Annotated in this window: 14 protein-coding genes; 5 read left to right on the top strand and 9 right to left on the bottom strand. The window is 72.0% G+C overall.

What is annotated here, in order from left to right:
- Nucleotides 1-7 precede the first annotated feature (7 nt).
- Entirely contained in the window at nucleotides 8-427 is a 420-nt protein-coding gene (locus tag J5X86_RS05555; RefSeq protein ID WP_208515699.1) for a CBS domain-containing protein, read from the bottom strand.
- Between the two features lie 254 nt (nucleotides 428-681).
- Here J5X86_RS05555 and J5X86_RS05550 point away from each other — a divergent pair, with 254 nt between their 5' ends.
- Nucleotides 682-1464, top strand: a complete 783-nt coding sequence (locus J5X86_RS05550; RefSeq protein WP_208515698.1) for a VOC family protein — start codon at nucleotides 682-684, stop codon at nucleotides 1462-1464.
- A 153-nt stretch (nucleotides 1465-1617) separates the two neighbouring features.
- Here the strand turns inward: J5X86_RS05550 and J5X86_RS05545 are convergent, their stop codons facing one another.
- The 6 genes from J5X86_RS05545 to J5X86_RS05520 form a co-directional block, all read right to left on the bottom strand.
- The gene (locus J5X86_RS05545) at nucleotides 1618-2928 is read right to left on the bottom strand and encodes a geranylgeranyl reductase family protein (protein WP_203348500.1); all 1311 of its coding nucleotides are present in this window, start codon (nucleotides 2926-2928) and stop codon (nucleotides 1618-1620) included.
- A gap of 229 nt (nucleotides 2929-3157) precedes the next feature.
- A complete protein-coding gene (locus tag J5X86_RS05540) occupies nucleotides 3158-3850 on the bottom strand; it encodes a demethylmenaquinone methyltransferase (protein WP_208515697.1) in 693 nt (230 codons plus the stop codon).
- Between the two features lie 54 nt (nucleotides 3851-3904).
- Nucleotides 3905-4354, bottom strand: coding sequence for a hypothetical protein (locus tag J5X86_RS05535; protein ID WP_208515696.1), 450 nt, complete (start codon nucleotides 4352-4354; stop codon nucleotides 3905-3907).
- Nucleotides 4354-5553: a cyclic dehypoxanthinyl futalosine synthase gene (gene mqnC / locus J5X86_RS05530; protein ID WP_093463758.1), complete on the bottom strand. Its 1200-nt coding sequence runs from the start codon at nucleotides 5551-5553 to the stop codon at nucleotides 4354-4356. The genes J5X86_RS05535 and mqnC overlap by 1 nt, the downstream gene beginning before the upstream one ends.
- A 106-nt stretch (nucleotides 5554-5659) precedes the next feature.
- Entirely contained in the window at nucleotides 5660-7471 is a 1812-nt protein-coding gene (locus tag J5X86_RS05525) for a serine/threonine-protein kinase (protein ID WP_208515695.1), read from the bottom strand.
- A 110-nt stretch (nucleotides 7472-7581) separates the two neighbouring features.
- A complete protein-coding gene (locus J5X86_RS05520; protein ID WP_308124471.1) occupies nucleotides 7582-8439 on the bottom strand; it encodes a menaquinone biosynthesis protein in 858 nt (285 codons plus the stop codon).
- 356 nt (nucleotides 8440-8795) lie between these two features.
- On the opposite strand from J5X86_RS05520, the gene J5X86_RS05515 reads away from it, so the two are divergent.
- Entirely contained in the window at nucleotides 8796-8999 is a 204-nt protein-coding gene (locus J5X86_RS05515; RefSeq protein ID WP_014054052.1) for a cold-shock protein, read from the top strand.
- 157 nt (nucleotides 9000-9156) lie between these two features.
- Here J5X86_RS05515 and J5X86_RS05510 read toward each other — a convergent pair whose 3' ends face one another.
- Nucleotides 9157-9603, bottom strand: coding sequence for a cupin domain-containing protein (locus tag J5X86_RS05510; RefSeq protein ID WP_208515693.1), 447 nt, complete (start codon nucleotides 9601-9603; stop codon nucleotides 9157-9159).
- 188 nt (nucleotides 9604-9791) lie between these two features.
- On the opposite strand from J5X86_RS05510, the gene J5X86_RS05505 reads away from it, so the two are divergent.
- On the top strand, nucleotides 9792-10883 hold the full coding sequence (locus tag J5X86_RS05505) for an AraC family transcriptional regulator (RefSeq protein WP_208515692.1): 1092 nt from the start codon (nucleotides 9792-9794) through the stop codon (nucleotides 10881-10883).
- Nucleotides 10884-10979: 96 nt separating this feature from the next.
- The gene (locus J5X86_RS05500) at nucleotides 10980-12143 is read left to right on the top strand and encodes a lipase family protein (RefSeq protein WP_208515691.1); all 1164 of its coding nucleotides are present in this window, start codon (nucleotides 10980-10982) and stop codon (nucleotides 12141-12143) included.
- A gap of 116 nt (nucleotides 12144-12259) precedes the next feature.
- Here J5X86_RS05500 and J5X86_RS05495 read toward each other — a convergent pair whose 3' ends face one another.
- Nucleotides 12260-12874, bottom strand: coding sequence for a TetR/AcrR family transcriptional regulator (locus J5X86_RS05495; RefSeq protein ID WP_208516113.1), 615 nt, complete (start codon nucleotides 12872-12874; stop codon nucleotides 12260-12262).
- A 221-nt stretch (nucleotides 12875-13095) separates the two neighbouring features.
- On the opposite strand from J5X86_RS05495, the gene J5X86_RS05490 reads away from it, so the two are divergent.
- Nucleotides 13096-13667: alpha/beta hydrolase family protein (locus tag J5X86_RS05490; protein ID WP_243979603.1), on the top strand; the 572-nt coding region annotated here is incomplete at its 3' end.

Raw genomic sequence — 13667 nt, 5'->3', positions numbered from 1 at the left:
CGCGCGCCTACTGCGCGTAGACCTTCTCCAGGAACTCGCCGAGGAGGTCGTCACTGAGGTGGTGGGCCAGATCCGCCTCGGAGATCATTCCGACCAGCCGCTTGTTCTGGTCGATCACCGGCAGCCTGCGGATCTTGTGCTCCTCCATCTCCCGCAGGACGTCCGTGACATCGGCGTCCGCGGAAATCCAGCGCGGAGTGCCCTTGGTGAGCGCCCCGACGGGCGTCCCGGACGGGTCGGCGCCCTCCGCGATGCATCCGACGACGATGTCGCGGTCGGTCACGATGCCGCACAGCCGATCGTTGCTGTCGCTGACCGGCAGGGCCCCCACGCCGAGCTCCCGCATCAGCTGGGCGGCACGCAGCACCGTCTCGTTCTCCGGAAGCCACTGCGCGCCCGGGTGCATGATGTCCGCTGCCTTCGTCATGGTGTACCTCCTGCCAGGCCCACCGGCGGTGGAACAGGCCCTGTGAGCCCCATCGATCCGGCGTCACCGCGGCTGGCGCGCACGGCGCCCCCTGCCTTCATTGTCACCACCGCTCCACGGCGACGTCATGTCGAGCCCGGCGGCGGCCGTCGGTGCCCGGTGCCAGACTGAGTAACGAGGCAATCCCGGACAGAACGAGGCAATCGCCAGCAGAACTTCCCGCGTCTTCGCGCTCGACCGTCGAAGGAGCGCCCATGCTCACCACCGATTACGTCCCCGGCGCCCCCAACTGGCTCGATCTGGGCTCCCCCGACACCGAAGCGGCCGTGGCCTTCTACGGCTCCCTGATGGGCTGGCGCTTCGAGTCGGCCGGCCCCGAGGCAGGCGGGTACGGCTTCTTCACCCTGGGCCGCAAGACCGTCGCCGCCGTCGGGCCGCTCACCGAGGAGGGCGCACGGTCCGCCTGGACGCCGTATTTCCACACCCGTGACGCCGAGGAGACCGCGCGGACCGTCGAGCAGTCGGGCGGCACGGTGCGGCTCGCTCCGTTCGACGTCTTCGAGGAGGGGCGGATGGCCCAGTTCACCGACCCCGGCGGGGCCCGCTTCGCCATCTGGCAGCCCGGCAGGACGGCGGGGCTGGACGCGGTCAACGACCCCGGCACTTTGTGCTGGACCGAGCTGCACTCCCCCGATCCCCCCAGGGACCTGGCCTTCTACCGCAAGGTCTTCGGCTGGGACGCCGAGGAGATGTCCTTCCCCGGCGGGGCGTACACGGTGCTGATGACCACCGGCGCCGGCCGGGAGGGCTCCTTCGGCGGCGTCGCCCAGCTCCAGGAGGGGCATTCGACACCCCCGCAGTGGCTGCCGTACTTCGAGGTGGCGGACTGCGACGCGGTGGTGGCCAAGGGACAGGACCTGGGCGGTTCGGTGCTGATGCCGGCCATGTCGGCCGAGGGGATCGGCCGGATGGCCTGGCTGGCGGATGTGGTCCGGGCGCCGTTCGGCGTCATCGCGAGCGGCGGCCCGGGCGCCTGAGCGCTCCGCTGGAAGTGCCCCAATACGCCGTCGGCCGTCTGCGGCGCCGCCGTGGCTGGTCGCTCCCCGCGGCGGAGCCGCATATTGATTCAGCCCCGCGCCCCTTCCGGGCGCTGGCCGCCCTTCGGTCGAGCCGAGGTCCTTACGGGGCCGTCAGGCTCGCGGGGTCACCTTGGTGAGGCCGTTGATGATGCGGTCCATCGCGTCGCCGCCCGTCGGATCCGTCAGATTCGCCAGCAGCTTCAGGGTGAACCGCATCAGCATCGGATGCGTCAGCCCGCGCTGCGCCGCCAGCTTCATGACCTTCGGATTGCCGATCAGCTTCACGAACGCCCGGCCCAGCGTGTAATAGCCGCCGTAGGTGTCCTTGAGGACCTTCGGGTAGCGCTGGAGGGCCAGTTCGCGCTGGGGGGCGGTGGCGCGGGCATGGGCCTGGACGATCACGTCCGCGGCGATCTGTCCGGATTCCATCGCATAGGCGATGCCCTCGCCGTTGAACGGGTTGACCATGCCGCCCGCGTCACCGACGAGCAGCAGCCCGCGGGTGTAGTGCGGCTGCCGGTTGAAGGCCATCGGGAGGGCGGCGCCGCGGATCGGGCCGGTCATGTTCTCCGGGGTGTAGCCCCAGTCCTCCGGCATCGAGGCGCACCACGCCTTGAGGACCTCGCGCCAGTCGAGCTCCTTGAAGGAGGACGAGGTGTTGAGGACGCCCAGGCCCACATTGCTCGTGCCGTCGCCCATGCCGAAGATCCAGCCGTAGCCGGGCAGCAGCCGGTCCTGCGCACCGCGCCGGTCCCACAACTCCAGCCAGGACTCCAGGTAGTCGTCGTCATGGCGGGGCGAGGTGAAGTACGTCCGCACCGCCACGCCCATCGGACGGTCCTCGCGCCGGTGCAGCCCCATGGCGAGCGAGAGCCGGGTGGAGTTGCCGTCGGCGGCGACCACCAGGGGCGCGTGGAAGGTGACGGGCGTCTTCTCCTCGCCCAGCTTCGCGTGGACCCCGGTGATCCGGCCGGTGCGCTCGTCGGTGATCGGGGCGCCCACATTGCAGCGCTCGTACAGCCGGGCCCCGGCCTTCTGCGCCTGCCGCGCCAGCTGCTCGTCGAAGTCGTCGCGCTTACGGACCAGGCCGTAGTTGGGGTACGCGGCCAGATCCGGCCAGTCGAGCTGCAGCCGCACCCCGCCGGCGATGATCCGCAGGCCCCGGTTGCGCAGCCAGCCCGCCTCCTCGGAGATGTCGATGCCCATGGCCACGAGCTGCTTGGTGGCGCGCGGGGTCAGGCCGTCACCGCACACCTTCTCGCGCGGAAAGGCCGTCTTCTCCAGCAGCAGCACATCCAGCCCCGCCTTGGCGAGGTGGTACGCGGTGGTGGAGCCGGCCGGCCCGGCGCCGACGACGATCACATCGGCGCTGCGCTCCGAGATCCCAAAGGACGCGCTCTCGGTGGGTGCGGTCTCGCTCACGCGGGGTCTCCCCAAGCCTCGGTAACGGCGTGCCGGTCACGCCGGGCACTGGACACCTGCAGTCTATGGGGGGCGCAACTCCGGCACTCGCGAAGGGGCGCGAAGGGGCACAAGGAGCCGTCCCCCGCGGCCCGGCCGGTGACCGCCCGTCGCCGCCTTACGGCTCGTAGGCCGCCGTTACGGCTCGTACGGCCGCTCCTACGGCTCGTACGCCGCGTTCGTGGCCGCCTTACGGCTTGTACGCCCGGTGGAGGGCCACCACGCCGCCGGTGAGGTTGCGCCAGGCCGGCCGATCCCAGCCCGCCGCCCGCAGCCGGGCGGCGAGACGGGGCTGGTCCGGCCAGGCGCGGATGGACTCGGCGAGGTAGACATACGCGTCCGGGTTGCTGCTGACCGACGTCGCGATCGGCGGCAGCGCGCGCATCAGATACTCGCTGTAGACCGTGCGGAACGGCTCCCATGTGGGGTGGCTGAACTCGCAGATGACGACCCGTCCGCCGGGCCGGGTCACCCGCAGCATCTCGCGCAGCGCCCCCTGCGTGTCCTGGATGTTGCGCAGCCCGAAGGAGATCGTGACGGCGTCGAAGACCCCGTCCGCGAAGGGCAGCCGGGTCGCGTCGCCCGCGGTCAGCGGCAGTCGCGGATGGCGCTTCTTGCCCTCCCGGAGCATCCCGAGCGAGAAGTCGCACGGCACCACGTACGCGCCCGCCGCCAGGAAGGGCAGCGAGGACGTCCCCGTACCGGCGGCGAGGTCGAGCACCCGCTCACCGGCGCGCGCGTCCACGGCCCGGGCGACCGCCTTGCGCCACAGTCGGGCCTGCCCGAGCGACAGCACATCGTTGGTGAGGTCGTATTTGGCCGCCACGCCGTCGAACATGGCGGCGACTTCGTGCGGCTGCTTGTCCAGGGATGCTCGGCTCACGCCCCCATTGTTCACCTCCCGCGCCCCGTGCCCCCGCCCGGGGCCCGGCGTGCCTCAGCGGCGCCGGTGCACCAGCCGCCCCGCCACCACCGTGGCCAGGCACGCGCCGTCCGCGTCGAAGACGGCCAGGTCCGCGCGGCCGTCCGGGGCGAGGACGGGCGGCCGGGGCCGGTCCAGGACGGCGATGCCGCCCCGGTGGGCGGCCGCGCGCAGCTCGGCGTCGCCGAGGTGGTGCGCGAGAACGGCGGTCGCGCCCTGCCGCAACAGGGCGTGGATCCGCTCCCGCGGGCTGGGCGCGTCGGGCACCGGGCCCTCGTGGACGAGGGCCGGGCCGAGCTCCCCGGGCCACTCCCGCACCCGGGCCCGCGGATAGGCCCGCCGCAGCTCCTCCAGGGGGCCGATGGCCGCGATGCGGTCGCCGTCGACCGCGACGGCGGCCTCGTGCAGCGGCGCCGCGTCGTCGGGGGTGTACCGGACGACGGGCGCCGCGTGGAGCGTGAGCATCAGGACGCCTGGATCACCGTCAGCTCGGGGTGGGCCGTGCCACCGTCGATCGCCGTCGAGGACAGATGCGAGACGACATGGTCGTCGACCGGGTCGTTCGCCGGGTCGTCGTGCACCACCAGGTGCTCGTACGTCGTCGCGCGCTGCGCGGGGACCCGGCCGGCCGCGCGGATGAGGTGGAGCAGCTCCATCCGGTTGGAGCGGTGGCGGGCGCCCGCCGAGGAGACCACGTTCTCCTCCAGCATCACCGAGCCGAGGTCGTCCGCCCCGTAGTGCAGGGCCAGCTGGCCGGCCTCCTTGCCGACGGTCAGCCAGGAACCCTGGATATGGGCCACGTTGTCGAGGAAGAGCCGGGCGATGGCGATCATCCGCAGGTACTCGAAGACGGTCGCCTGCGTCTGGCCCTTCAGGTGGTTGTTCTCGGGCTGGTAGGTGTACGGGATGAAGGCGCGGAAGCCGCCCGTACGGTCCTGCACATCGCGGATCATGCGGATGTGCTCGATCCGCTCGGCGTTGGTCTCGCCGGTGCCCATCAGCATGGTGGAGGTGGACTCCACGCCGAGGTTGTGGGCGATCTCCATGATCTCCAGCCAGCGCTCGCCGGACTCCTTCAGCGGTGCGATGGCTTTGCGCGGCCGCTCCGGCAGCAGCTCGGCGCCCGCGCCCGCGAAGGAGTCGAGACCGGCCGCGTGGATACGGCGGATGGCCTCCTCGGCCGAGACGCCCGAGATCCGCGCCATGTGCTCGACCTCGGACGCCCCCAGCGAGTGGATCACCAGCTGCGGGAACGCCTTCTTGATGGCCGAGAAGTGCTTCTCGTAGTACTCCACGCCGTAGTCCGGGTGGTGGCCGCCCTGGAACATGATCTGCGTGCCGCCCAGCTCGACGGTCTCCGCGCAGCGCCGCAGGATGTCGTCGAGATCGCGGCTCCAGCCCTTCGCCGTGTCCTTCGGGGCGGCGTAGAAGGCGCAGAACTTGCACGCCGTGACGCAGACGTTGGTGTAGTTGATGTTCCGTTCGATGATGTACGTCGCGATGTGCTCGGTGCCTGCGTAGCGACGGCGCCGGACCGCGTCGGCGGCGGCCCCCAGCGCGTGCAGCGGAGCCGAGCGGTAAAGGTCGAGCGCCTCTTGTGGGGTGATCCGACCCCCGTCGGCGGCGCGGTCGAGGACTACCTGCACCTCTGCGTTTGCGGTCACCGGGGCGTACCTTTCGGAGGTTTATGGGTGGACCGACCCAGCGTACGCCAGCGCCTGCACGCCAGTACGAGTACGTGGCGGGCACATCAGTGCACCCCGCCCCCGCTCATTCGAGCTTGCGCAGAGTGCCCGTGGGGTCACCCGCCTGGTCATCCTTCGCCTTGTAGCTGAGCGCGCCGTCGGAGGTGAGGGTGAACTGCTCGTCCGTCGAGGCGTCGCTGCACCCCTGCTGGGGCTCGGAGCCCTTCAGACGCGCGTCGAGGTGGAGTTGTTTCGGAGCCGCCGAGACCAGCTTCCAGGTGCTGTCGCAGCGCAGCACCGACAGCTTGACCCGGCCGCTGGCGACGTCCTGCCCGGTCCGCCCCTGCCGGAAGGTGATGGTCAAAGTGCCCACCGGGATACCCGAGTCGGAGGTCAGATCGCCCTGCCAGGTGCCGAGGAACGCCTTGGGCACGGCACCCTTCCCGGAGCCGTCGTGCGCTCCGTCTCCCGGGTTCCGTCCGGTGGCGGAGGGGCGGGGGTCCGCAGCGCCCTGGTCCTTGTTGTCGCCGGAGCCGCCGGGCAGCACCTTGAAGAGCACGGCGGCGGTCGTCGCGACGGCCAGCGCGCCCGCGACGGACAGCACCAGCGTGCAGCTCAGCGCCTTGGGGCGCTTCTTACCGCCGACGGCCGCGGAGAGCGCGACACTGCGGTCGCCCGGTTTCGACGACGGCGGGGAGGGGGGCGGAGGTCCGGTCTGGTCCTTCGGGGGCAGCCCGTTGGCGTACGACGGGTCGGGCGGGCCGAAGGCGCCCAGCAGGGGTGAGGCCGGGGCCGGGGTGGGCGGCGGGGTCGGGGAGTCCGCGGCGGGCGGCTGGGTGGTGGAGGGCCCGGCGGCGGGTGGCTCCGTGGCCGACGGCTCGGCCGAGGACGACCCTATGGATGACGGCCCTATAGCGGACGGCCCTATAGCGGACGGCCCTATAGCGGACGGCCCTACGGCGGGCGGCTCGGCCACGCGCGGCGGGGCCACGGCCTCCGCCTCCAGGTCGAGCAGCTCCACCACCTGCCGGCTCACCCGCTCCACCAGCGCCCCCGGCAGCCAGCCCGGCCGTGCGAGCCCCGAGGCGCCGTCCTCCGGGGCGAGGCGCAGCACGATCCGCTCGGGGGTGGGGCGGTCGGCCGGGTTCTTGGCGAGGCACGCGGCGACCAGATCGCGCAGCTTCCCCGTCAGCTCGGGGCCGAGCCGGGGCTCGTCGTGCACCACCTTGTAGAGCAGCGCGGCCGAAGTGTCGCCCGGGAACGGCGGCTTGCCGGTCGCCGCGTACGCCAGCACCGCGCCCAGGGAGAAGACATCGGCCGCGCCCTCGACGCCCTCGCCCAGGATCTGCTCGGGCGCCATATAGCCGGGCGAGCCGATGGAGGCGCCGGTCGAGGTCAGCGACACCGTGCCCTCGGTGGCCCGGGCGATGCCGAAGTCGATCAGACGCGGACCGTCGAGCGCGAGCAGCACATTGGACGGCTTGACGTCGCGGTGGACCAGGCCGAGGGCGTGCACCGCGGCCAGTGCCTCGGCGAGCCCCGCGCCCAGGGCCCGCACCGCCGACTCGGGCAACGGCCCCTCGTCGGACACCGCCTGGTTGAGCGGAGGGCCCGCCACATAGCCGGTGGCCACCCACGGAATGCGCGCCTCCGGGTCGGCGTCCAGGACCGGCGCGGTAAAGGCGCCGCCGACCCGGCGCGCGGCGTCGACCTCACGCCGGAAGCGGGCGCGGAACTCCTCGTCCAGCGCGAAATGGGCGTGCACAACCTTCACCGCTACCGTGCGCCCGCCCGCGCTGCGCCCCACAAAGACCCGGCCCATCCCGCCCGAACCGAGCCGTCCTAGCAGCCGGTACGCGCCGATGACCTGCGGATCGTCCGCTCCCAGCGGATCCATCGCGTTGCCTCCCCCTCCGTGCGCCGGTCCAGCTTAGGGGGTGTTCCCGCCATCCACGCAGGTCGGTGCGGTCCGGAAGGTCAGGTCAGATCGAGTCAGGTCAGGTCAGGTCAGGTCAGCAGATCGACCCGGACGTCCGCCGGGTATCCGGTCGTCGGACCCGTACGGCGGGCGAACTCCGCGATGCCCTGCAACTGCTCCGCACCGAGGCTGAAGTCGAGGGTGGTGAAGTAGCGCTCCAGCACCGACGCCTCGAGCTGCTCCCAACGCGCCGCCTGCTCGGCGACCTTGCCGACCTCCTCCAGGGAGAGGTTCCGCGACTCCAGGAACGCCTGGTGCACCCCCCGCACGATCTCCGGCTCCCGCTCCAGGTACTCGCGGCGGGCCGCCCACACCGCGAAGACAAAGGGGAGCCCGGTCCACTCCTTCCACATCTGCCCCAGGTCGTGGACCTGAAGGCCCAGCCGGGGCGCGTCGTGGAGATTGGCCCGCAGCGCGGCGTCGCCGATCAGCACCGCCGCCTCGGCCTCCTGCATCATCAGGCTGAGGTCGGGCGGACAGGTGTAGTAGTCGGGAGCGAGCCCGTACCGCTCGGCGAGCAGGAGCTGAGCCAGGCGCACGGAGGTGCGCGAGGCGGAACCGAGTGCGATGCGCGCCCCGTTCAGCTGCTCCAGCGGCACCTGCGAGACGATCACGCAGGACATCACGGGCCCGTCGCAGCCCACCGCGATGTCGGGGAGCGCGACGAGATCGTCCGCATTGCGCAGATACTCCACCAGGCTGATCGGGCCGATGTCGAGATCGCCACGGACCAGCAGGTCGTTGAGGGCGTCGGGAGATGCCTTGGTGAGCTCGAAATCCAGGAGCGATCCGGTCCTGGCAAGGCCCCAGTACAACGGCATGCAATTGAGGTACTGGATGTGCCCCACTTTTGGCCGGGTGAGCCGATGGCCGACAGAGGGCCTGATGCTTTCGGAGGCGTCCTGGGTACTCCGCGAGGGGGAACTCGGTGAATTGTCCACGTCTCGGAGGCTAGCCCCGCTCACCCCCGGGAATGGCGGCGGGGTGGTCGACCGGCCTTGCGCTGACCGACCGGTAAGCGCTCGACCTGCGATCTTATCCATCCTGGAAGCCAGGGAAACCCCTCGTTTTCGTGATCTTCGGCTCTTTCCTCGTGCACACGGAGCGTGCTAGGCTCGCCGCAAGTTGCAGTTTGGTTTCCTTGCAGTACAGAGCCTGCGGAGCATGTAACCGCGGGCTTTTGTAGTTTTCAGACTTCTTGCAGGTTCTGGAGCAGGGCAACCCTTTGGCCCAAGGAGGGCTTATGGCTACCGGAACCGTCAAGTGGTTCAACGCCGAGAAGGGCTTCGGCTTCATCGCCCAAGACGGCGGCGGCCCCGATGTCTTCGTTCACTACTCCGCGATCAACGCGACCGGCTTCCGTTCTCTTGAGGAGAACCAGGCCGTGACCTTCGACGTCACTCAGGGTCCGAAGGGCCCCCAGGCGGAGAACGTCAGCCCCGTCTGATCCAACAGCACCACCTAAGGAGCCCTGCTCCCCGCCTGGCGGGGAAGCGGGGCTCCTGCCTTTCTGCCTCTTCTCCGCCTTCTCCGCCTTCTCCGCCTTCTCTGGCTTCTCTGGCTTCTCTGCCTGCGCTGCCTTTCCCGGAGGCCCGCGGGGACGGTCAGTCCTCCAACAGCCGGAAGTCGGCGAAGTCGAAGCCCGGGGAGACCACACAGCTCACCAGGACCTCCTCGTCCGCCGCCGGACGGGCCGACTGCCAGGTGCCCGGCGGGACGACGGCCTGGGGGCGCTGGCCGGAGGCGATATCGGGGCCCAGGACCAGCTCCGTGGAGGCCGCCTCCGGGCCGTCGCCCGTACCGCCCAGCCGGAGCCGCAGCGGGCCGCCGCTGTGCCACAGCCACAGCTCGGCCGAACGCACCACATGCCAGCGGGACTCCTCACCGGGACTCAGCAGGAAGTAGATCGCCGTGGCCGTCGCGCGCTCGCCCTCGTACCCCGGCGGCCGCACCGTGACGTCGCTGCGCCAGGTCTCCCGGTACCAGCCGCCCTCCGGATGGGGCTCGAGACCAAGCCATTCGGCTGTCGCGGGCCGCCGGGTCGTGGTCATGTCCCTCACCGCTTTCACAGGTCCGTCCGGGCCGTCGAGGATAGCCCGTAAGGCGCTCGCGCCGTCCTCAACTCACGGCGCTCACGCCCTCCTGAAGGGGCTCAGGCCGTCCTTAAGGTGCTCACGCCGCGTAGGGGCCCAGCGACGCACCGCTGACGCAACGCCCCGATCGGGCTACGGTTTTGACCATGGGGCGCGGGCGGCGGACGGTGACGGTGCACCATGTACGGGCCGCGCTGCGCGGTGCGCAGCGGCTCGGCCTCGACACGGTCCCCCTGCTGCAACGGGCCCGGATACCCCCGCTGTTGCTCACCGACGACCGCGCCCGCGTCTCCCCCGAGCAGTTCGCCCGGCTGGTGCGCGCCCTGCACCGGGCCACCGGGGACGAGTTCCTGGGGCTGGGGACCATCCGCAGCCGCCCCGGCACCTTCGCGATGATGTGCTACGCCTCGCTGGGCTGCCCCGACCTCGGCACGGCGGTGGAGCGCGGGGCCCGCTTCTACCAGCTCTTCCCCGGCGGACCCAATCTGGCCCTGGAGCGCGGCGCGGGCCACGGCCGGGAGGCGGTGTTGGCCCTGCGCGGCGGGCTGGGCCCGCATGCCGACGGCCTTACGGAGGCCGAGCACCACATCGTGGCCGAATGGCTCATGCTCATCTGGCACCGGCTCGCCGGCTGGCTGATCGGGCGGCGAATCCCGCTGCTGTGGGCCCAGTTCGCCTATCCCCCGCCCCCGTACGCCGACGACTACGAGCCGCTCTTCGGCTGCCCGCCCCGCTTCGGCGCACCGCGCACCGCGGCCGGATTCGACCGGCGCTGGCTGACCGCCCCCGTCGTCCAGGACGAGTCCACGCTCCAGACGCTGCTGCGGCACGCGCCCGCCGGGCTGCTCAGCCGCCGCGCCTACGGGACGACCGTCGCCGAGCAGGTGCGGCACGCGCTCACCGGGGCGCTACGGGCGCGCGGCGGCCCGGCGATGAGCCCACGCGACCGGCGCACCGCGCGGCTCCCGGAGCTTCCCGAGGTCGCCGCCCGGCTGGCGGTCAGCCCGGCGACGCTGCGGCGGCGGCTACGGGAGGAGGGCACGTCCTTCCAGGAGCTCAAGGACACCGTGCGGCGTGACGAAGCGGTCAGCAGCCTGACCGAAGGGGTCGAACCCATCGCCGACCTGGCCGCACGGCTGGGCTTCTCCGAGGACACGGCGTTCCACCGGGCGTTCCGCCGCTGGACCGGGTCAACCCCGGGCGCATACCGACATGAGACATGGAGTCAGCAAATCTGAGCGCCGCGGTCAGCCACAGACATTCCGCCCGTCCTTACGGTCCTCCCACAGCGACTCGGCACCACCAGAGCGCCCCCGCACCGTTGGGAGAGCCGTATGCGCATCCGCACCACCGTGCTCGCCACCCTCGCCGCACTGGCCCTGGCCTCGGCGCCACCCGCCGCCGCGGCCGTATCGGGCGCCCCGGCCGCCGGCACCGGCAGACCCGGTGACATCGTCACCTCCGCTCCCACCGCCTTCCGGAGCCTGCCCGGGGTGCCGACCGCGACCAGGGCATGGCACATCACCTACCGCTCGACCACCGCCACCGGCCGCCCCGACGTCGTCTCCGGCACGGTCGTCGTCCCCGACGACGGCAAACAGGGCCCCCGGCCGCTCCTCACCTGGGGCATCGGCGCCGTCGGCCTCTCCGACGACTGCGCGGTCTCCGGCCGGTTCCCGCAGGGCACCTCGATCGAGGCCCAGCTGATCGACCTCGCGCTGCGCCGCGGCTGGGCCGTCGCGGTCACCGACTACGAGGGCCTGGGCACCCCGGGCGACCACACCTATACGGCCGGCCGGTCCGAGGGCCATGCCGTCCTGGACGCGGCGCGCGCCGCCCAGCGCCTTCCGGAGGCGGGGCTCTCACCGGACGCTCCTGTCGGCATCATGGGCTACTCCCAGGGCGGCCAGGCGGCCGGCTGGGCCGCCGAACTGCACGCCTCCTACGCCCCCGAGTTGCGGCTGAAGGGCACGGTCGCCGGAGGCGTGCCCGCCGATCTCCCCACGACGCTCGACTACAACGACGGCGGAGCCGGCGCCGGGCTCGCCCTTATGGCGCTCACCGGACAGGACGCGGCGTTCCCCGCGCTGCGGCTCGACGCGTACCTCAACGACCGGGGCCGCGGCTATGTGGACTTCATGAAGCGGAACTGCGTGGCCCTCAGCACCATCGCGGGACTCTTCCAGCGCATGTCCGAGGTGACCGTAAGGGACCCGCTCGCCAGCCCGGCCTGGCAACTCGCGCTGCGGTCCTCGTACTTGGGCACCCGCTCCCCCGACCGCCCCGTCTACCTCTACCAGGGCTTGGTGGACGAGCTGATCCCGTACCGGGTCGGCGAGGCGCTGCGCACCCGCTGGTGCGCCCGGGGCGTGCCGGTGGAGTGGCAGGACTATCCGCTCGACCATGTCACCACGGCGCTGACCGGGATCCCGGCGGCCCTGGACTGGATGGCCGGGCGGCTGGCGGACGAGCCGACGCGGGGCAACTGCACCGCCTGACGCCCGCCCGAGGCCACACCGACCCGCGTCTCAGCCGATCCGCGCCTCAGCCCACCCGGGCCCCAGCCGACCCGAACGCCCCAGCCGACCCGAACGCGTCAACCGACCCGAACGCGTCAACCGACCCGCTCGGGCGACCATCCCGTCCCCTGGAGCAAATTCCCCAGCCCGGCCCAGGCGAAGTTCATCAGGGTGGCCGCGGCCTCCTTGGCCGAGTGCCCGCCCGCTCTCCCGTCCCCCGCCCAGTCCGCGAGCGATTCGGCCGCGCCCACCAGCGCGTGCGCGAGCCCGGACACCTCGGTGCCCGCGAGGGTCCGGGCGCGCGCCGCGCCGCGGGCGTGCTCCCGCGCCGCCGCCCCTATCAGCTGCGTCACGAACTCCACGATCTCCGCCCGCATCGCGGCCACTTCGCGCGCGTAGGGCTGCCCATGCGTACGGGCCTGCACATGCAACAGCGTCCAGCCGTCGGGATGTTCGGCCGCATGCGCGAAGAAGCCGCTCAGCCCGCTCCACAACTGCCGGTCGGCGGGCGCGTCCCGCTCCACGGCGGCGCGCACCGCGGTCACCAGCGCCGCGGCCTCCCGCCGTATGCACGCCGTGAACAGCTCTTCCTTGGAGTTGAGATAGAGATAGACCAGCGGTTTGGAAACCCCGGCCAGCTCGGCGATGTCGTCCATCGAGGCGTTCTGATAGCCGCTGCGCGCGAAGGCCCGTACCCCCGCGTCCAGCATCTGCTGCTCCCGCACCGCCCGTGGTACGCGCTTGCTCCCCGTCGCCCCGCCCACGCAGGCCGCCCCCTTCGATCGTGCCCCCGCACACATATCGCGGTTAAGCCTACGTGGGACCACTGTCGGCGCTCTTGCCACGGCCGCCCGTCGACATCAAAGTTTCAACTGACCACGCACTGTGCCCCGTTCAGCTCCGTACGCAGCACCGCGAAGGAGAACGAACGATGCCGAACCGCCGCAGAGCCGTCGCCGCGCTCACCGCGCTGGCCGCCGCACCGCTCCTGACATCCACCGCCGAAGCCCGCTCCCGGGAGCCCGGCTCCTCGAAGGACCGTCCCGCGGAAGCCCTTGCCGGACGCCGGACGCCCGCCCGCGCGCGCCTCATCGCCGCGGACCGCGTCGGCGAGCGCGTCCTCGACCTGACGATCGACTCCCCCGCCCTGGGCCGCGAGGGCCATGCCCGCGTCCTCCTCCCCACCGGCTACGACGGCCGGCCCCACCACCGCTGGCCCGTCCTCTACCTGCTCCACGGCTGCTGCGACCCGGGCCCCGGCTGGGAGGCGTGGACCCGCAACACCGATGTCGAGGCCATCACCGCCGGCACCCCGGCCCTGATCGTCTCCCCCGAGGGCGGCCCCGCCGGCTTCTACTCCAACTGGTGGAACGGCGGCCACTACGGCCCGCCCGCCTGGGAGACCTTCCACCTGGCCGAGTTGCGCCCCCTCCTGGAGCGCGCCCTACGGGCCAACGGCCGCCGCGCGGAAGAGGCGGGGGTGGCGGGCGGCTTCGGCGCCCT

This window comes from Streptomyces sp. NEAU-YJ-81 (assembly GCF_017592595.1).
Classification (GTDB): domain Bacteria; phylum Actinomycetota; class Actinomycetes; order Streptomycetales; family Streptomycetaceae; genus Streptomyces; species Streptomyces hygroscopicus_B.
This window is presented reverse-complemented; position numbering and strand designations above follow the sequence as displayed.